The organism is Pseudomonas cichorii (assembly GCF_018343775.1).
In the GTDB taxonomy this organism is placed as follows: Bacteria; Pseudomonadota; Gammaproteobacteria; order Pseudomonadales; family Pseudomonadaceae; genus Aquipseudomonas; species Aquipseudomonas cichorii.
The window spans coordinates 3,556,571-3,578,055 of the sequence record NZ_CP074349.1; the positions used below are offsets into that span (position 1 = coordinate 3,556,571).

At 56.2% G+C, this 21,485-nt stretch carries 8 protein-coding genes; 6 read left to right on the forward strand and 2 right to left on the reverse strand.

Annotated elements, in window-relative coordinates; genetic code table 11:
• Nucleotides 1-3 precede the first annotated feature (3 nt).
• Nucleotides 4-1,542, forward strand: a complete 1,539-nt coding sequence (gene rloB, locus KGD89_RS14890) for an osmotic stress tolerance membrane protein RloB (protein WP_025260563.1) — start codon at nucleotides 4-6, stop codon at nucleotides 1,540-1,542.
• Entirely contained in the window at nucleotides 1,542-2,504 is a 963-nt protein-coding gene (locus KGD89_RS14895; RefSeq protein ID WP_162883728.1) for an alpha-L-glutamate ligase-like protein, read from the forward strand. The genes rloB and KGD89_RS14895 overlap by 1 nt, the downstream gene beginning before the upstream one ends.
• A 26-nt stretch (nucleotides 2,505-2,530) precedes the next feature.
• Here KGD89_RS14895 and KGD89_RS14900 read toward each other — a convergent pair whose 3' ends face one another.
• Together KGD89_RS14900 and KGD89_RS14905 are read right to left on the reverse strand one after the other, a co-directional pair.
• A complete protein-coding gene (locus KGD89_RS14900) occupies nucleotides 2,531-7,267 on the reverse strand; it encodes an RHS repeat domain-containing protein (protein ID WP_025260564.1) in 4,737 nt (1,578 codons plus the stop codon).
• Nucleotides 7,268-7,312: 45 nt separating this feature from the next.
• On the reverse strand, nucleotides 7,313-7,816 hold the full coding sequence (locus KGD89_RS14905; RefSeq protein ID WP_025260565.1) for a hypothetical protein: 504 nt from the start codon (nucleotides 7,814-7,816) through the stop codon (nucleotides 7,313-7,315).
• 291 nt (nucleotides 7,817-8,107) lie between these two features.
• Here KGD89_RS14905 and KGD89_RS14910 point away from each other — a divergent pair, with 291 nt between their 5' ends.
• The 4 genes from KGD89_RS14910 to KGD89_RS14925 all read left to right on the forward strand — a co-directional run bounded on the left by KGD89_RS14910 (nucleotide 8,108) and on the right by KGD89_RS14925 (nucleotide 21,472).
• Complete coding sequence (locus KGD89_RS14910; RefSeq protein WP_025260566.1) at nucleotides 8,108-10,492, forward strand: hypothetical protein; 2,385 nt, start codon at nucleotides 8,108-8,110, stop codon at nucleotides 10,490-10,492.
• A 192-nt stretch (nucleotides 10,493-10,684) separates the two neighbouring features.
• Nucleotides 10,685-13,093 carry a hypothetical protein gene (locus tag KGD89_RS14915; protein WP_143008704.1) on the forward strand — a complete coding sequence of 803 codons (2,409 nt, stop codon included), beginning with the start codon at nucleotides 10,685-10,687 and terminating at the stop codon, nucleotides 13,091-13,093.
• A 67-nt stretch (nucleotides 13,094-13,160) separates the two neighbouring features.
• Entirely contained in the window at nucleotides 13,161-16,466 is a 3,306-nt protein-coding gene (locus tag KGD89_RS14920; RefSeq protein WP_025260568.1) for a hypothetical protein, read from the forward strand.
• A gap of 68 nt (nucleotides 16,467-16,534) precedes the next feature.
• Nucleotides 16,535-21,472, forward strand: coding sequence for an RHS repeat-associated core domain-containing protein (locus KGD89_RS14925; protein WP_025260569.1), 4,938 nt, complete (start codon nucleotides 16,535-16,537; stop codon nucleotides 21,470-21,472).
• The last annotated feature ends 13 nt before the right edge of the window (nucleotides 21,473-21,485 follow it).

Consider the following 21,485-nt stretch of genomic DNA (forward strand, 5'->3'; position numbering starts at 1 on the left):
TAAATGCGCTCTCTTACACTTCATCTGAAAATCCTGATCACGTTTCTGGTGGCCCTGGGCATCGCGATCACGGCCTATCAGATCGTCATTCTCGGCATCCCGCTGACCGAGGACGAGACCGACAACCTGTGGAATATCGACGCCAAGGTAGAGTTCCAGGCCAACAGTAAAGAGTCGATCAAGATCCAGATGTTCGTCCCGCCCCTGACTACGGACTACATCAGCCTCAACGAAAGCTTCATTTCCAATAATTACGGTGTCAGCGTCAACCGCGTTGACGGCAACCGCAAGGTGACCTGGTCCTCACGGCGCGCCAACGGCAACCAGACGCTGTATTACCGACTGGTGCTGACCAAGCGCTATGGCGCAGACAAGCCCAAGAGCAAAGGCCCGATCTTTCGCGACAGCATTGCGGTAGAAGGCGCCGAGAAAATCGCCGCCGAAGCGCTGCTTGCGCCTATTCGTCGCCACTCCGCCGATGTCGAAACCTTCATCAGCGAGGCCATCAAGCGCGTCAACAACCTCAAGGACGACAACGCCAGGCTGCTGCTGGCGGGCGATACCTCGGCCGTCAAGAAAGCCCAGATCACCGAGCTTCTGCTGTCCATGGCCCACGTGCCGATGGAAAAGGTACACACCCTGCGCCTGATCACCGACCAGCCGCAGACACCCGAGCTGTGGCTGCGCAGTTTCAATGGCAAGGAGTGGCTGTATTTCAACCCGGACACTGGCGAAGCCGGTCTGCCGGATGACCGGCTGCTGTGGTGGACGGGCGATGAAAACCTGATCAGCATCGATGGCGGCAGAAAGGCCACGGTCAGTTTCACCCTCAATAACAGCGAAATGAACGCCATGCGGCTGGCCAAGCTGACCGATGAAAGCACCGATACGGACTTCCTGTCCTATTCGCTGTACGGCCTGCCCCTGCAAACCCAGCAGACCTTCATGATCATGGTGATGATCCCGATTGGCGTACTGGTTATCCTGATCCTGCGCAATCTGGTCGGCTTGCAGACACTCGGAACCTTCACCCCGGTGCTGATCGCCCTCGCCTTCAGGGAAACCCAGCTGGGCTTCGGCATCGCGCTGTTTACCGTGATCACGGCTCTGGGCCTGTCGCTACGCTCCTATCTTGAACACCTGAAACTGCAAATGCTGCCGCGCTTGTCGGTGGTCCTGACCTTCGTCGTGGTGCTGATCGCGGCCATCAGCCTGTTCAGCCACAAACTGGGCCTGGAGCGCGGTTTGTCAGTGGCCCTGTTCCCGATGGTGATTCTGACCATGACCATCGAGCGCCTGTCGATCACCTGGGAAGAGCGCGGTGGCGGCCATGCCATGAAAGTGGCCATCGGCACCCTGTTCGCGGCCTCTCTGGCGCACCTGATCATGAGCGTGCCGGAATTGACCTACTTCGTCTTCACCTTCCCGGCCGTGCTGCTGATTCTGGTTGGCTTCATGCTGGCGATGGGCAGATACCGTGGCTACCGCCTGACCGAACTGCTGCGTTTCAAGGCATTCATCAAAGCAGAAGACGCCAAATGATCGGTTTGTGGAAGACCTGGAAAGCCCTGGAAGCCAAGGGCATCATGGGCATCAACCGGCGTAATGCCGACTACGTGCTCAAGTACAACAAGCGCAGCCTGTACCCGATTGTCGATGACAAGATCATCACCAAGGAACGGGCCATGCAGGCGGGCATCCAGGTCCCGGAAATGTATGGTGTCATTTCCACGGAAAAGGAAATCGACCGCCTCGGCGATATCCTCGGCCAGCATACCGACTTCGTCATCAAGCCCGCACAAGGCGCTGGCGGAGACGGAATTCTGGTGGTGGCCGACCGTTTCGAGGGGCATTACAAAACGGTCTCGGGGCGCATCATCACCCACTCGGACATCGAACATCAGGTGTCCAGCATCCTGACCGGGCTTTACTCGCTAGGCGGGCATCGTGACCGGGCGTTGATCGAATACCGGGTCATTCCGGACCAGATATTCAAGAGCATCAGCTACGAAGGCGTGCCCGATATCCGCATCATCGTGCTGATGGGCTACCCGGTAATGGCCATGCTGCGCCTGCCGACGCGCCAGTCCGGCGGCAAAGCCAACCTGCACCAGGGCGCCATCGGGGTCGGCGTGGGCCTGGCCAGCGGCGTGACCCTCGAAGGCACCTGGCTCAACAGCATCATCAACAAGCACCCCGACACCACCAATGCCGTGGACGGTGTACAACTGCCCTACTGGAACGGTTTCATGAAACTCGCCGCCGAGTGCTACGAACTGTGTGGCCTGGGCTACATCGGCGTAGACATGGTGCTGGACCAGGAAAAAGGCCCGCTGATCCTTGAGCTCAACGCCCGCCCCGGCCTGAATATCCAGATCGCCAACAACTGCGGGCTGACTCACCGGACCCTGGCGGTTGAGGCGCGTCTGGAAGAACTGGCACGCCAGGGGATAAAGGAGACGCCCGAACAGCGGGTGAGTTTCGTGCAGGAGGTGTTTGGTTAGTTCAGCAGCTCCAATAGCATCAACGTTTAGGACACAGATTCGACATAACCCAATCGTCTCAGCACAGTAGTGTTGGAAGGATTTGTCACATCAAGAATAGTGAGCGGCCTATCAGTGTCGCTTAAAACCTTGTCAAGTCTTTTACGTAGGCGCTGAGCGCGAGTGAGGTCTGGCTGCCGGGTAACTCTTGCAGGCAGTGCCCCAGGAGAAGCCTCAGCCAAGAGGTCATCAGCCCCATAAACTCGCCAAAACAAACCTTCATATCCGGCTACATCGGGATGAGGAACATAGGAAGAGGCTCCAGCCCGGTTCATTCGATTCACGTTTTGCAGCCTCAGAAGCTCAGCAGCATTTTTTTTATCCAGAATGCTTTTAGCATTGATCCACGACCCAACCCCAGCCACCGCACTCACAACCCCCAACCCTGCCGAAACATACCCCAAAATCGCACCTGCATCAGAATCAGGAGCAACAACCGACGCCACACCACTGGCAATCCCTGTCACTCCAGATGCAATCCCAACCGCGATCGACACCTGAGCAGACGCACTCAACGCCGCCCAACCGGCAGCAACACCAGCACCTGCCGCAGGAGTCGCCGCGCCCAATGAGGCAACACTGGCAACAATGCCCACAATCGAAAGCCCAATCCCGATGACCGGCATCAACCATTTCGGCAAATGCCCGTCCGGATCCAGATAATTGACCGGATCCCCCAGGCAATACGCATAAGGGTTCACCCCTCCCCGATCAAACGGGCTCAGGTTGTCCGGGCTATGAAACCGCATCAGTAACGGGTTATAGGCGCGATACCCCTGACCGAGCAGGTACCAGCCCGTGGACGGCTCACGCAGTTCGCCGTTGAAGGCGCAGCGGCTGTCCACTGCCGGTGTGTCGCTGCGATGACCATAAGCGCTATATTCGGCAGACGTGACGCTGCCTGCATCGGCCTCAGCCATTACCGTCTTTTTTGCATCGGTCGCCAGCAGAAAAGTCGCAGCCGTTGCTCCGCCCAGACGTTCGGCCAGCAAGGTATCACTGCTCCCGATAAAGGTTCGCTGCTGCGCGCCACGCAACTGGTTTGCCAGTTGCCCCTCCCGATAGAAACGCTGCTCATGAGTACCCGCTTCGCTGGAGCGGGTCAGGCTGTCCTGCGCGTCATAGCCATAATCCACCACGGCAGACCCATCGTTTTCGGACACCGCGAGCAAGCGGCCCAAGGCATCGTACTCAAGCCCGCGCCCGGCTTCGTCGAGAATCAGGTTGCCGTTATCGTCGTACTCCAGCTCGATATTGGCAGGGTAATCGACATGACTGTTACGCACGGCGCTGAGCTGGGTCGGGTCGCGCCCGGTATATTCGTAATCGGCAACATTGCTGCCACCTGCGAAGACCGTCTCAACGCTCAGGATATTATCGAGCGCATCGAACTTGAACGTCTGGCTCTGGATCTGTTTGCCCTGCGGGTCCACAGGCGCATCAGGGCCGGAAGCCGTGTACCGCTCCAGTCGCCCCCGTGAATCGTAAACGAAGGTTTCATCACGCAGCACCGTACTGCCCTCTTTCAAGGTGCGCTGTTTCAGGTGATCGGCCGCGTCATAGGCCTGAACCAGTTGCTGTATCGTTCCTCCCGGCAGAGTAAAACTGCGCAAGACCTCACGACCTGCATCGTCATACTCCAGGCTGACACTCAGGCTCTGGCCGCTGTCCACGGTTGTGATGCTGTCGAGCAGACCCTGGGCGTTATAGCCAAAAGCCGAGACCAGCGCGCCAGCATCGAGCTGTTCGAGCCGACCGCTTTCGTCATAGCGATAAGTCTGGGTCTGGCCGAGTACATCGGTATATCTGAGCAAAAGCCCCTTTAAGCTGTAGCGATACTGCATGGCATAGGCTTCGCCGCCCTGAACCCTGCGCTCCTCCTTGATCTCGCCATTGCTGTAGTAATCGCGCTCCAGCTCCTGATCCTGCTCCTTGCTGCTCAGCAGCCGGGCACTCTGCAGGTCATAGGTGTAATCGGCCGTGCTGCTCAGCATCTTGCGCTGGACCGGTTGATCGCCCAATTGAGGCTGGTAGACATAATCAATGGCCTCGCCGCCTGGCGTATAGACCTTGCCGGGCTGTAGCTGAGCGCCTGAATACTCGAACCGGCTGACCCGGCCACCAATGGTGGAGTCGGTCATGCGCTTCAAACCATCGAATGTCTGTTCGCCTACTACCACGCCATCGACAGCAATCGATACAGGCAAGTCCTCGCGGCTGTGCAAGGCGTAGGTCCGCTCTACCTGTGCCCTGTCAGGCAGTTGACTGATGCGCAGGCGGTCAAAGGCGTCATAACTGGACTCCCGGTAATTGCGCAACGCATCGAATTGCCCGAAGGTTCGCCCAAGGCCATCGTAAGTCGTGGTTTCGAGGCTGATACGCGACTCATCCAGCGCCAGCCGCTCGATAGAATCAGGCTTGTCGAACAGATTGTTCACGGTGACGGTCTTGCCCATCCCCGCCTGCCACTCGCTGGTGGTGCGCTTGATGGGGTCCTGGACCTTGTGCCGCTCGATCCCGTCCGGGCCGGTGACACTGCGCTGTTCACCCCAATCATCGTATTGGTAGGTGTTGGTCAGGGGCAGTTCACGCAATTGCAACTCCGGCTCATCCTCGACTTCCACCAGCAGCCAGTCACTCTCGGTGTCCTCGGTCAACAGCCCGCGAGCGTCGTACAGCGCGCTGTAGGTCTGGAAGTAATCGGCAGGTTTGTTCTCGTCGGCGCCCTGCCGCAACTCCTTCACCACACGGTTCATGCCATCGAGCAAGGTGCGGGTCTTGATCCCCTTGACGTTGGTGGTTTCCTGTTCGGCCTGTTGACCGTCCACGGCGCTGAGCACATAGCGATAATGGCGCGAAGCTTCGTAGAGCGTGCCAGGGGCTGCGGTTTCCTCGATGACCCGGCCCAGCGCATCGTAGCGGTAGGCGACTTCCACGTCGTTGTCGTCGCGGTTGAGCAGTGGCTGGCCGTTGAGCAGCGAGTGTTGCAGGGTATGGGTCTTGCGCACGGTATCGAAGCTGGTGCTCAGGCTGATGATGGTGTGCTGCACGGTTTCCCCGGCGCGGGCATTACGGGTTCTCTGGTAGGTGTAGTCGGTGATCGTCGAGAGGCCATTGAGGGTCTGGGTGTCCTGCAACTTGCGCCCGTGCTGATAACGATCGGTGGGTTGGTGGATGTAGGTGAACGCGGTGTGTTGCAGTTCGGTTTCATCCAGGCCGTTCACTTGCAGCAGACGCTCATCGGTCACGGCCAGCCAGCCGGGCGTTGCGCCGCCACCCACGCCGGTTTGCAGCGCGTAGCGATACGCCGTGCGCAATACCGGGGCCTCGCCGGGCGCGCCGGGGACCGGCGTGACGGTGGTGTCCTGCACGGTCCTTACAAAACCTTGCGGGTCGGGCGGGCAGCCATCGCCACCGGCGGCCGGGTAATAGCGCCGGGTTTCCAGGGTGCCGTCGGGGTTTTCCTGGGTCAGCAGGTTGCCGAAGGTGTCGAAGGTGGTGCGGGTGGTTTCCTCGTGGGTCTGGCTGGAAGCGCTGGGGTGATACCAGATCTTCAGTACTTCACGGGGCAACTGGCACTGGGCCGGTTGCTGGTCGAAGGGCAAGCCCGGCGTGCTGTGATATGTGGTGCGGGTGCTGAGCACATTGTCGCTTTGGGTGACGGTTTCTTCGGTCAGCAGGTGGAAGTTGTTGAAGGCCCGCACCGTGGTGCGCAAGGCCTTGCCATCGAACCAGAGCATTTCCGTGCTGGTGTAGGTGTAGCTCTGATTGGCCTTGTAGAGATTGTCCAGACCATCGTCGTCCCAGATCAGCCCGCTGGCGTTGAAGCCCAGAAAGTTGGTGTTGGAATATTGATAACGCACCTCGACCGACGGCTGGCCGAAGCCGGGGCGCTGCTCATGCCGTGACACGCGGGGCAGCGAGGGGTAGCGGTTCTGCGGAAACTCATGGCCCTGAGCGTCGTAGGTGATGAGTTCATGGCCACCGAGCGGGTTGTGTACCTGCGCCATGCACAGGTATTCATGGATCAGTTCGTACTGGAAGCGCCAGGCGGCCTGATTGTCGGTCGGCAGCACGATGCGGGTGACTTCGCCGTTGTTGAGCATCAGGCTGAAACGGACCAGGGGTTCGCCGCCGCTGCCTTGACCGGGGTGCAAGTCGACATTGATCTGCGCGGAGTTGGGGCGGGTAATCTCGAGCAGCAGGCCATAGTCGTCACTGACGCTGCGCAGCACGGTTTCGTCGGCAAAGGTCTCGTAGGCCAGGCTGACCCGATGGCCTTCGGCGGAGTGGATTTCACTGACCCAGGCCTGGGTGTCGCCGCCGCGCAGGGTGAGGATTTCCACCAGGCCGGACTTGTGGGCCACCCGATAGCGGCCGGTGGCCTCGACGGAAAAATGAAAACTGTCGATCTTGCGTTCGGGGACGGTGGGCTGGCTGGCCGAGCCTTCGATGCGGAAGGTTTCCCCGGTGGACAGCGAGAGAATGCGCGAGACGGTATCGAAGTGCGACAGGCGCACGCTCCAGCCCTTGCCGAACCCGGTGTTGCGGGGGCTCATGGGGCTGAAGCCGAGGCTGAGGGGCACCGTAGGCCCGCACAGGTGGTTGGCCTTGAGTTCGGGCAAGGTAATGAGGCAGGTGTACTGCCCGGTGCGCGGGTCGACACCGGCCTGAACCGCGCTGAGAAAGTTGAAGGCATTGGAGTGAACGGTAGGCGTAGGCATGGAGAGATCTCCAACATGCAAATCAGGCGTTGTCAGAAACGACTCTTATGGCGATGGAACGGCGGAACGTTCTATTTTGACGCACGAAAGTTTTCCGCCCACCTGACCACTCGTACTGCTGGACATCAACATCACGCCAGGCAAAACAACCGAACCCACTGGCTTTTTCCCGGCTTCCTCAATATCGAAACCTTGTTCCATATGAGTAGGCTGCTTGATGGTTTTGAATCGATAAGAAAAACCGCCGCTTTCCGTACACTCTGGAGAATCATAGAACGAAAAAAATGTCGCCGAGGGAACATTCTCCAGTTTGAAGGCATACGCATCATCATTCTCACACCCCAGTGAGTTATTCTGAAAGTTGAGGGTGGACGTGACAAAAGGAATACTGCAGTTAATCGGGTAAGTGCCATCTGCATTCTTCTTGTTCAAGATAACCAACTGCCCATCGGCGTCAGCAGCCTGCACCGATGAAACAGGGCCGACCATAGAAGTAAATAGGGCCATGACCGAGATCAATGGCAGAAGTTTTAACACGCGCCGCGTCATGACAATGTGTCCTGTTATAAGGGTTTTATAAACCTGCCTCAACACCGCACGCCGCAAAACCAGAGGGCATCAGGCCGAAAAATAATACTGTCACTGGATACTAGCAGCCGTGGAATGGCTGGCAACTGGCATTTCTACCAGTGGACAATGGACAGAAGACGGTGGACATTCCTGTTCATGCGCCTTACCGGCAATGACCGTAGATAACACGATGCATAATAACAACATGACTGAGTCCTTAATGGCATAACCCAGCCAACAGGCGACAACTTTCACGACCCGGAAAACACCATGACTCTTTCAAATGATAAACCGATAAAGGCGATAGGCGGCGACCCGCTAGATATACTGCTGAGCTGGCTAGTAAAAACCCCCAGGACCCTCGGCTGGGACGCTATCGTGGCTTATAACCGTGGCCGGATAAATGCGTTACTGATCCAGCAATATATAAAAAAACTGACGGCCGACAACTACCTCACCCCCATCGACGGCCAGATAAAGGGAGAAGGCGAGAAACTGAAGTTCTTCGGCATTCAGTTAGGCATGCCCCGGCTTTCATTTGAAAACGCCGATATCGAGCATTCGACAGCCCGGGTGACCCAAACGATTACCGCAGGGCTGGCCATTCTGCAAAGCGAACCGGCAGGCGGCTACAAGACGATCCATTCGATCATGCGGCCCAATGGGGCGACAGGCCCCACGTTATGGATGGACGTGGACCTGCTGAGCGCGCCGGGAGACGTCACGCAAGCAGGCGTGGTACAGATTGATCTCTCGAAGATGACCAACTTTGAGACTGACCTGTTCTCTGACAAGGCAAGCGCAATCCATGCAAAAGAATTTTTCATTGAGCGCTTCAAGGAAAACCCGGAACTGCAGGTGTATACCCTGGGCACTCTGGACAAGAGCGCAGACTCCACCCTGGCTCCGCAACACTTTGTCGTCCGCACCCAGCCAGCCCCCGGTGCAACTAACCGGGCAGCCCCCAACTATGGCGACGGTGCCGTGGTATTACTGGTGACACTGAAAAACGGGGCGGACGGTCAAACGCCCACTGGAAACAGTGACTTCAAATATTTGATACCCAATGATGAAAACGGAACCAAGTATTCAGGGACGGTACTGATTTCAAACAACGTCTTGTTCACCAAACTCATCACCCACCACCTGAACATTCTACTGCCCGGAAAAACCCTGACCCCTAAAACGTCTACAGATGAGCAAGGAAAGCCGGGGCATATATACCTGGAATACACGCAGGGAGCGATAACGAAGTCCGACTACAAGTTTGTTTGCAATGGTTACTACAGCAACTACATTGTCACCGCCAGCACCCCCCTGATCACAATTCCTTTGGCAGGCGCGACCTTTACAGCCTATTCCGACGCTATTTATTTCAACTGGACAAACAAGACGTTCCCCATCAGTATGCATTACCACAATACCCGAGGCGACCTGAGCGATACGCACTCGGACGAAACAGTAAACATTAAAACAAACCTGAGCGTGGCCTTAAAACTCAGCATCTACCCTGATACCGGCGTCATACATTTTGAGCAGGAAGACGTGGCCGACGAGCAAATCGAAATTGATATGCCAAAGGATCACTACGCACAGAACTTTAATCGTTATGTGGATGATTTGCGTAACGTCATCAAAGACAATCTTTTCGAGTTCACCAAAAACCTGGCGCTCCCCGACATCAACACCCTCCTGTTACGGAACCTGCTATTCCCAGACCACAACCTGATGGTCCTGACAGACGCTTATGTTCCCGGAGATCTGACGGTCTTCGGCAACGTCACGCCCTCCCTGACCAGTTTCGTCATAGAGCCCGAGCACGTCGTCCTGAAGCCGGAGGGCAACGCAACATTCAGAGTAGAACCGGCCGCCACAGTGACCTGGAGCGTGAAAGGCTTGCCGGGAGACAATCGTTCCGTCGGCACCATCAACAATCAGGGCGTCTATATCGCTCCCACCACGGCGCAGCTTGAAGGCCGAAAGCCTCATCAGGTGATCATTACTGCGGCCGGTACGACATCACGAGGTATCGCGGCCTCCTCTTCGACCCTGGTCTCGATTGTCCCCCAGACCATTACCCTGAACCCGGTCTTTTCAGTAGTCAAACCTGAAGGCAGCATCCAGTTCACCGCCGCAATAGCGGATGACAGACCGTTGCAATGGACCATGAGAGCGCCAGGTCAAGGCGGCAAGCTTGTACCTGCAACGGGCCTGAGTACGACCTATACGGCCGCACCGCTACAGGTTTCAGGCATGTTCACCCTGGATGTGATTGAGGTAACTGACACTTTGGGCAACCTGGGCGAGGCTTACATACTGGTCATCAACAGAGAGCTCGGCGGGCAGGTAGACGTGGATTTTGCCCAGGCTGCGAGTGGCAAGGCACAACTGAGCTTCCTGAAACAATACGGTGCCGATCTTACCCCTGTTCCGCCAGAGAAACTGACATGGACATTGCTGGCAGGTACAGGCTCCGTGGATGCCTCAGGCCTCTATACCGAACCGCAATATCAGGTCACGGGATTTGCCTTGATTACCTGCGCATTTGCTCGCGAACCCGACTTCGAAGGCGCGCCCATACCCGTCGACTATGGATACACCGCAATAGCACTCCCCTTGCCGCAATATTCCGGCAAGGCAATGAAATACCCATAAACAAGGGAACTTGAAAGGCCACTGGTATTTCTGCCAGTAGACAACTTTCACAAGACCGTAGAGATTCTTTACCGCACAGCGAAGTTTGCACGAACTTATAACAGGCATCGTTTTGTACGACGACAGCAGTCTTTAGTCATTAAATGCATAACCTCCCCGGAAGGCGACACTCTTTATTACATGGAAACCATCATGACTCTTCCAGACGACACACACATAAAGGCTGTAGGCGGTAAATCACGAGACGCTCTGTTGACCTGGCTACAGCAAAACCCCAAGACCCAGGGCTGGGACGCCATTGTGGTTTATAACCGTGGGCGGGCCAATGCGTTACTGTTGCAACAATATATAAAAAAACTGACCTCCGAAAACTACATGTCTCCCATCGACGGGCATATCGAGGGAGAGGAAGGCTCAAAACTTAACTTCTTCGGCATTCAGTTAGGCCTGCCCAGGATTTCTTTCGAAAATGCCGATATCGAGCACTCCAAAGCCAAGATTACTCAACCCATTACCGCAGGACTGGCCATTCTGAAAAGCGAACCGGTCGGCGGTTACAAAGGCATTCATTCCATCATGCGGCCCAATGGAGCCGCAGGGCCAACGTTATGGATGGATGTGGACCTGATCAATGCACCCGGCAACGTAACAGATGCCGGAGTCGTACAGATTGATCTCTCAAAAATGACCGCATTCGATACCGACCTCTTCTCGGACCAGGTAAGCATCATCAATGCAAAAAACTTCTTCCTTGAACGCTTCAAGGAAAAACCGGAGCTGCAGGTTTATACCCTGGGTGCCCTCAACACAAGCATGGACACCACACTCACCCCGAAAAATTTTATCATACGTACCCAGGCGGCACCTGGGGCCAAAAACCGGGCAGCACCCAACTACAGCGACGGCGCCGTAGTGTTGCTGGTGACATTGAAAGGCGGGACTGACGGTGGCGCCCCTACCGAAAACAGCGACTTCGAGTATCTGATTCCCAATGATGAAAACGGAACCAAGTACTCGAGTGCTGTACTGCTTTCAAATAGAGTCCTGTTCAGCAAGCTGATTCTGCCAGTGCTCAATCAACACCCCAATATGACTTACGAACTGAAATCACCCACGGATGAAGATGGCAAAGCTTTACACTTATATGCACAAGCCTTGAAAGAAAACTATGTAAAACCGGCGGGCACAGTATTTACAAGCTCCTCTGACGGACACCATAGCACCTTGAGATTACTGGAAGACGCTGTTATTAAAGTCACGGAGGAAGCCCCCTACTCCGGTGTAGTATTAAAAGCCCAGAATAACACTCTTCACGTAGAGTGGAATGCCCATAACACAAGCGATTGGAACCAGAAAGTTGATGTCAATAACGGCAACGATACGGATGTCAACGGCCAGTTTGAATTCAATCTATATACCAAGACAGACATGACACCTGAAGTAGATCCGATTACCAGCGCCATCCAGTTTTCGACGACCGTAAGTGCTGAAACCGGGAGCAGTATAGGCGGCTATGATTGGCTGAATTTTTTCGGTTTCGATCATCGAGCCGTATTTTTTAGAACATGGTACGAAAAGCTGAACGAGCATTTCTTCAACCATATTGCCAACATCAAGATCCCCGACATCGACACATTCCTGTTACGAAATCTCCTGTTTCCCGACAGTAACTCAATGGTCCTGACAGACGCTCATGTACCCGGAGATCTGGCCATTTTCGGCAATGTCGACCCTTCCCTGACCAGCTTCGTGATAGAACCCGAACAAGCCATTCTGAATCCGGGCAGCACCAAGACATTCAGCGTCGCACCGGCAGCTACCGTGACCTGGAGCGTGAAAGGTTTACCGGGCGACAACACCCCCTTCGGTTCAATTACCAATGCGGGCGTCTATACCGCGCCTACAGTGGCAGAACTTCAAGGCCGCGACTCCCAGCAGGCGATCATTACCGCGACAGGCACAACAGCACGTGGTATTGCGGCGGCGTCCTCAACCCTTGTCTCCACTGTCAGCCAGACCATTTCCCTGAATCCGATCTTTTCGGTAGCCAAACCCAAAGCTGAACTGAGCTTCACCGCCGGAACCCTTGATGACAGGCCACTGAAATGGGCCATGAAGGATCCAGGCCAAGGCGGTCAGTTGAACCCCGCTACGGGCAAGAGCACAACCTATAAGGCCGCTGATAACAACTCGGAAGACATGTTCATCCAAGAGGTGATTCAAGTCACTGACGATCAGGGCAACATCGGCCAGGCCGAAGTACTGTTGATCAACAAGGTACTGGGCGGACAGGTAGAAGTTGATCTGGCCCAGGCGGCGCAAGGCAAAGCCCAATTGAACTTCATGAAACAATACGACAGCGGGCCTATACCCGTTCCGCACAACAAACTGGTCTGGGCATTGCTGGGGGGCACAGGCTCGGTGAATGAACTGGGTGTCTACACCGAACCACAGGAAAAACTGCCGGGGTTCGCCATCATTACCTGCACATTTACTCGCGAACCGGAATTTGAAGGCGCCCCCATACCCGTCGATTACGGATACACCGTTATACCACTGCCCTTGTCGCAGTACCCGGATATAGGCAGGGCCTACCATTAAATCAGGAAGCCTGAATGGCCACTGCATTTGGTAGTGGCCTGGGACAAGGAGTCAATCGAGGTGTGACATGGCAAATTCACTGAATTCACTTTTACAGAAAATTAAAGGCAGAACCAATACCCTGGGCTGGGGGGCGATCGTGTCCTTCAACCGTACCAAGGCCAATCATTTACTGGCGCAGCAGCATATCGCACGGTTCAGCACAGACAGCTTCCTGCCCGCGATCCGCGGTACGGTGCAACTGGAAGGGCCAGAAACACTGGAACTGAGCGGGATCATTCTCAGTGCCCCACGTCTCTCGTTTGAAAATGCATCATTGAAGGACTCCAGGGCACGCCTGAATATGGACATCGTGGGAGGCACCGTCACTCACTACAGCAATGCCCCTGGTTCTCCTACGCGAGCGCTCTCCAGTTTCAATATTTCCGAACAGCATGGCTACCGCTTGAATGCCGATATTGAATTGAGAAAAGTAGTGGGAGGCATCAACAAGAGCTCTCACGTCATTCTGGATATCTCGAAAGCCACAGAGTTCACGTCCAACCTGATTGATCTGGGCGCCAGCCCGACGCTGATAGGCGATTTTTTCAAGGCCCGATTCGATGAGTTGCCCGCCGAACAGCAAATCTATTCACTGGGGTTGCTGGACTTCAATGCCGATGACCTGTTGGCACCCAAGGACTTTTATATCCTGACCCAGGCAGCGCCTGAAGGAAAGAATCTCAAGTCGGACAGTTATGGCGATGGCGCCGTGGTGTTATTTGTTCGCACCAAAAACAATTTTTACGATGGAACGTTACCGACAAGCGAGAGCACGTTTCCTTACCTTATTCCCGATGACAAGGTGACGGGTGAGGAGCGTTCAAAATACTCCGGCTCATTGCTCATTTCTCGCCAGGCTGTCATGTACTGGTTCATTATGCCGTATATAAAACAGCATATCGGCAAGGGGTTGAACTTTGAAGTCAAGGACGATGATCAACAGACAGGTGATTATCAACTGGTTGCGGTCGCGGGAGAGTACCCGGCGGAGCCGATCGACATTCAATATCAGCATGCGAATCATCATCTTCACTTTATAAAAGATGATCTGCGCTTTAAGTTCTCACAAAAACTGTCACTTATCGTCAGGTCGGATTTTCGCCTTGAGTTAAAATGGGTCGGAACCAGCAATGAAGTCTTTCATTTCTGGGACGATATCGCAGGATGGTGGGACGAACACAGAGATGCCTTGGTCGGATTCGAGCATGAAGTCTCTATTATTTTCGATAACCAACTGAACGCGAGCAACAACACCATTACTTTTGTGCAGTCGCCCCTCTCCAGTTATAAAGCGACCGTCACCGCTCCGGACGCACTCCATGAAAAACTGAAGATTAAAGTTCAGGAAGTTCTGGAGGGTATCCTCAAGGAGCTTCTAGACCTTTTCAAATCCATCGACATCCCTGAAATAAATTTCTTCGGCATCAACCACCTGCTGTTCCCGGAACACAACGCCCTGATCCTGAAAGAAGCCTACTTGCCCGGCGACCTGGCCCTGTTCGGGGAAGTCGACCCGGCCCTGACTTCATTCAGCCTCAACCCACTCTATGTCACCGTCAAGACCGGTGACACGCTGCAATTTGAAATCGTCGAACTGCGTTATCGGGCCCGTGCGGCCAATATCACCTGGAGCGTTCGTGACATCGACGGGTCCCGCTCCCAGGGTGTCATCACGACGGGAGGGTTGTTTACCGCACCTTCGGTCGGGCAACTTGAAGACACGACCGCCCGCAACGTCGTGACCGCCACCTACACCGACCCGCAAAGCCAGGAAACACGGACGGCTTCTGCGCTGGTGGTGATCGTATCCAGCTCCATGGCCATGACACCTGCACTGCATGCCATAGACCTGCGAGCGCCGCGCAATGTTACCTTCAAAGTCTCGACACTGACCGGCAACACCGTGACCTGGACTGCCCTTCCCCCTGAGCAAGGAACTATCACCGGCAACGGCAAGGAAGCGACTTATACCCCTCCTGCCACCTTACCCTCTGGCAAATTCATGCCGGTGACGGTTGAAGCGATTGACAGCGTTACCAAGGCACGCTGCCCGGGCACGGTACTGCTCGTCAATGGCGTCATGCCCATGGACGTCAAACCGGCTTTTCACCCGGGACTCGCACCGGACGCATCCCTGCATATGTCCCTGCCTGGACAACTGGCTGACGTACTCGCCGTGCAATGGAGCGTGGCCACGGGTGAAGGCAGCATCGATGCCACCGGCAACTTCAAGGCTCCGGCGACGATCACCCAGCCTTATACCGTTATTCAGGGCAGCTATTTCGATGGCGTGGGTACCCAATCAGGCTACGGGGTCATTCATCTGTCCGAAATAGCCCCCCGCGCTAAGTGGGTGCGCCTTGAGGACTTCACCATCAAGGAACAATCCGGGTCGGTAAAACTGTTCGCCAATGGCCTGGAACAAATCAAGGTGAGAGTGGCCGTCAAGCCGTTCGACGATCAAAACACAGAAGTTACCCTCACGCCTTCCGAGCTGAACAGCATGCGCCTGATCGTTGCTGACACACTGAATGAACTGCCTTATATCGGTGAGGAAGGGGTGCCCGCCGATACACCTGAAGGCAAAGAATGGGGCGTCAATGAGTCCAGAAACGCTTATCTGTATTATCCTCCTGACGCCCCCCTGCCCCCTGAACCACAGGCTCTGGATGGCAGTGGAAAATCCCTGTATATCCAGACCCGCAGCCCGATACCGTTAAAAATAGCAGTTGCCTTGACCCGCGCCGATCAGGCCGAATTCAATTCCACTGAACAAAATGGTTCCGAAGAAAAACACAACATCATAGAAATCACCCCCCGAACCGTGCCCACTTATGCCATAGAAAGTTATGAGTTCGAGCACATTCGGGTGGTGGGCGGAGCAGACAATGATTACGAACTCAATACCATCGATTATTACTACCTGAGATTCAAACAATCCACCCAGAATATAAAGTTCGTTACGGTCGCATTTGATGGCCCCGCCAGCATGACTCAGTGGGAAAGCCGTCAATATGCGGAACTCATGGGCAGTTACACCGGCTACGCGCTGCCCGGTAGTCGAACACTCTTGTTCGAGCCTTTGTTGATGCAAAGCATTGCACCTGAGTTACGCCCAAGCCTTGATGTCATTGCTGGCCATGAAGCACCTGAGGGCGCCCTCTTGATCAGCCTGCATCGACGTTCAGACTTTCTATTCGACAACGAAAGTGGTTTCGTTCAACCGATGAAGCTGAAATTGATTGATGAATACGGCAACCAGCACAAGATTACCGTGGGATTCAACTCGCCGACTGACCGTAACACATTGAAGATTACGGCCACCAACTGACGTACTCACTAAACACTATAAGAGCCGATAAACAGACTGTTTAACGGCTCTTGTCTGGGGATTGCTCCATGCCCACACCCACTGTTCACTCCAATGCCTTCAACTTTCTCAGCGCGGTTCAGGCCGGTGTCGACCCGCGCACCGGTCAGTACACCTGCCTCATTACCTTGCCCGAACTCAAGGCCAACCACCTGTGCGGACCTACGGTGCCCCTCAGCCTCGGCTTCAGCCCCATGAGCCCCCGCAACACCGGGTTCGGCAAAGGCTGGAGCGTGCGCCTGTCGCACTTCGACACCGTCTCGCGCATCCTCTCGTTGTCCACCGGGGAAACCTTCCGCATCGAAGGTTCTCCCACCCAGCCCACTGTCCCCGAGCGCAAGATCGACAGCTTTCATTTTGCCGTCGAGGCCACCGGCCGCTATCGGGTGACACACAAGTCTGGCCTGGTGGAAATCCTCACCCTGCGCGGCGGTGACACCCTGGCCTGGGTCAGTGAAATCCACTCCGCCGAAGGCCATCGGGTCAGCCTGACCTACGAGAGCTATGCCGGTGAAACCGTGCTGCGCAGTGTCAGTGACGACTATGGCCTGCTGCTTGACATCACACGCCCCAACTCCGCGCAGATCAATGTCGATTTGCATCCCGGACAAGGCAGTGGCGGCGAACCCCTGGTCCGTTTCAGCCTGATGCTCAGCAATGGCGAAGTCACCCGCATCGTGCTGCCAACCGACAACCAGGCCGCCTGGCGCTTCCAGTACGAACTGATCCATGAATACCTGTGCATGGCGCAGGTGCATAACCCGTTGGGTGGCCATGAACTCATCACCTATGACGCCCAGGGTCATGAGTTTCCGCAGAACCGCTACCCGTCGCTGCCCCGCGTGTTACGGCATGAACAGCGCCCCGGCTTCGGCCAGCCGCCGGTCGAGGTGCGTTATCAATATTCCAACACCAATTTTCTGGGTTTCAACGCCAGCGGGCTGATCTGGGACGACGATGGTCTGGACAATCTCTACAAGGCCAACCAGAGCTACACCTACAACAGTACGGAAATGCTCTGGCTCGATGGCAAGGCCTTGCGCACCACAGTGCGGGCCTTCAATAACTTCCACCTGCTGACCGAGGAAACCGTCACCCAAAGCGACAATGTGCTCAGCACCCGCACCACATATCACAGCACGCCGGGCTTGCCCTTCGACCAGCAACCGGCCCAGTGCCAGTTGCCCCGTGAAGTGCTGAAGATCTGGTATCACCCCAGCGCTTCCAGCCAGACCCATGAAGAAACCACCCGCACCACCTTCGACACCTTCGGCAACCTGCTGACCCAGGAAAACCCCGACGGCACCCTGGAAACCCGGCGCTATTACCCGGCCGCCGGTGGCGATGGCTGCCCGCCCGATCCTCAAGGTTTTGTAAGGACCGTGCAGGACACCACCGTCACGCCGATCCCCGGCGCGCCCGGCGAGGCCCCGGTGTTGCGCACCGCGTATCGCTACGCGCTGCAAACCGGCGTGGGTGGCGGCGCAGCGCCCGGCTGGCTGGCCGTGACCGATGAGCGCCTGCTGCAAGTGGATGGCCTGGACGAAACCGAGCTTCAGCACACCGCGTTCACCTACATCCACCAGCCCACCGATCGTTATCAGCACGGGCGCAAGTTGCAGGACACCCAGACCCTCAATGGCCTCTCGACGATCACCGACTACACCTACCAGAGAACCCGTAATGCCCGCGCCGGGGAAACCGTGCAGCACACCATCATCAGCCTGAGCACCAGCTTCGATACCGTGCGCAAGACCCATACCCTGCAACACTCGCTGTTCAACGGCCAGCCACTGCTCAATCGCGACGACAACGACGTGGAAATCGCCTACCGCTACGATGCACTGGGCCGGGTCATCGAGGAAACCGTAGCCCCTGGCACGCTCTACGAGGCCTCGCGCCATTATCGCTATGTGCTCAGCGCCGTGGACGGCCAACAGGCCGAACAGGAAACCACCAACGTCAAGGGGATCAAGACCCGCACCTTGCTCGATGGCATGAACCGGGTGGTGAAGGAGTTGCGGCAAGGGGCTGACGAAAACAACCCCGCCGATTACTTCCAGACCTACAGCGCGCTGTACGACGGCCGCGGGCTGTTGACCGAGGACACCGAGAGTGACTGGCTGCTGGTGGAAGTCGAGGATGAGCCGGAGTTGCAATTGCGTGAATTGCCCCTGACCAATACCTATCAATACGATGACTGGGGTGAACAGCGCAGTGTCACCGGCCCGGACGGGATTTCCCGGATTGCCGAAACGGATCCGATACGCAAGACCGTGCGCAACTGGGTGCAGAGCAGCGATACGCCAGCACAGATCAGCAACCTGACTGAAACCAAAAGCAACCGGTTCGGCAAACCCGAATGGTCCAGAACACTGGATGCTGCCGACATTCTTATAGGCCAGACGGATTATGCCTATGACGGCCTGGGGCGCTGTATCCAGAAAGTCGATGCGCTCAGACGCAGCACAAGCTTCGGTTACGACGCCCTGTCACGGGTCATCAGCACCACCCTCCCCGACCTGACCGTGATCGAAAAGGATTATGCGTTACACAGCAGCGATGCCTTGCCGACAAGAATCTGCGCCAGGCCAGACAAGGCAACAGAATCCATCCTGCTGGGTGAACAACGGTTCGATGGACTGAATCGCGCGACACACGTCAGCGTCGGCCCTCGTACCACCACCCTGGTCTACAAGGGCGGACAGATGCAGGTGGATGAATGCATCACTCCCGCCAGGCACTCCATTCATTATGAATACAGCCTGGGCCTGAGCGATCAGCCAGTGCGCACCATCGCCGAGAGTGAACAGGCCGACTTTACCTATGACTTCAAGACGGCCGCCTTGATGACCTCGCAAAACAGTCGCAGCCGTACCGAGTTCGATTACAACCTGAACGGCGGATTGAAAGCGGAACGCCGCGTGGAAGACGGAGTGACACGGGAAACCCTGCATACGGCTTCCTTTGGCGGACGGGCGTTGAGCCGCCAGGAGCCAGGCGGGCTGACGTCAGTCTATGAGTACGATCAGCTCGGCCGCGCCCGGTCAGTGAAACAGGGACAGTTGCAGGCCGGATTCACCTGGTCCAGCCTGGGGCGGTTGCAGAGTACTCTCACGACGGATACGGGCAGTGGCAACACGTTACAGACCAGCCTGCAATACAACGATCAGGGACAGGAAACCGAGCGTACCCTTGAACTGAGCGGCCACGATACCCGCACGATTACCCAGACATGGCGCAAGGACGGCAGGCTGACGTCCAAGCATCTGAAAACCGCCGACCGCTCATTGCTCGATGAAACCTTCGATTACGACGAACGCGGCCGCCTCGTGCTGCATGCCTGTAACGGAGAAACGCTGCCACAGGATCGTTATGGCAACGGGATCAGCGAGCAACATTTTGATTTCGATGCGCTGGACAATATCACTGCAGTACTCAGCACCTTTATCGATGGCAGCACCGATCAGGCATTGTTCGGCTTTGCCATTGATGATCCGACGCAACTGGTCAGCATCACCCACACTCACCCGGACTACCCTGCCAGCATCACGCTGGATTACGACGCCGATGGCAATCTGTTGCACGACGAAAATGCTCAGCTACTGGCTTATGACACTCAGAGCCGCTTGCTGGGTGTAACCGCAACAGATGGCACAGCGGCAGCGCAATACCGCTATGACTCGCACAACCAACTGGTTGGCGTCAGTCAAGGCAGTCAAATCGAGGCGCTGCGTTTCTATCAGGGCGAACGCTTGAGCAGCAGTATTCAGGGCAACGAAACCACCTGTTATCTGTATGGCGACAATCAACCGCTGGGGCAGCAGACCCTCGGCGATGGGGCAAAGACCCTGTTATTCATGACCGACGCCAAGCAAAGCCTGCTCGGCGAAAGCCAGCAGGCCGATCTGCGCACGGCGGTGTACAGCGCCTATGGGGAACGCAGCAGTGACGATGGCATGCGTAACCTGCTGGGCTTCAATGGTGAAGTGCGCGATGAGGTCAGCGGCTGGTATCTGCTGGGCCGTGGCTACCGAGCCTATAACCCGATACTGATGCGTTTCCATAGCCCCGACAGCCTCAGCCCGTTCGGCGCTGGCGGGCTCAACCCTTATGTCTATTGCCTGGGCGACCCGATCGGCTTCGTCGACCCCACCGGGCATATGTCCCGTGGTCTGTTTCTGGGGCTCAATATCGCAGGCCTGGTGCTGGGGATCATTGGCACCGTTGCGACCGGTGGAGTGGCTGCGCCGGCATTGACCATGCAGTTCGGCCTGTTCGCGGTTGCCCAGACGGCGGGGGTTGCGGCGGTGGTGACAGGCGGGATCGGCGCTTATACCCCGGATACACAGGCCAAGAAAGCGCTGGGCATAACAAGCACTGTGCTGGGGATCATATCGACTCTGGCGGGTGCGGCTGCATTTTTTACGGGGAGGTCAAAGTGGGATTTCGCTAAGGCGGCAAGTACCGGAACTGATGATCTACCAAAGACTGCGCCTACCAGCTCAATGGATATAGGAAGAGCAATGCCTGTAGAGAACGTAGCGTCTGTAGACATGGCAACGCAGACAACACATGAATCAGGCCGAATACTTACCTTCGATAAACGAGTATGGAGGATATCTGGTGGCGAACTGAACGAATTGCCCAAACCGGGCATGGGCAGGCCTAACACTATACATGCCTCGACTCAAACACCGCCCCCCCCTCCGCCCCGAGTGGCTTTCAAACCACCGCCGCCCCCATCCCCCCGGGCAAGTACTCCAGAAGTCGAGATAGTGCCGCCCCCGTCTGGATCTGAAGCAGCAGTAAAATTAGTCCGTCCAGCCAAGCCCTCCACTGGACAGGAATCTCCCCGCGCTTCCACGGAGCTTATTGACAAGATCAATAGTGCAAGTGGCCTAGTGACATCTAACGGCAAAACACTTCATCCTGGTGATCTAATAGGAAAACTGAGAAAAATATAATCGTAAGCGTAGC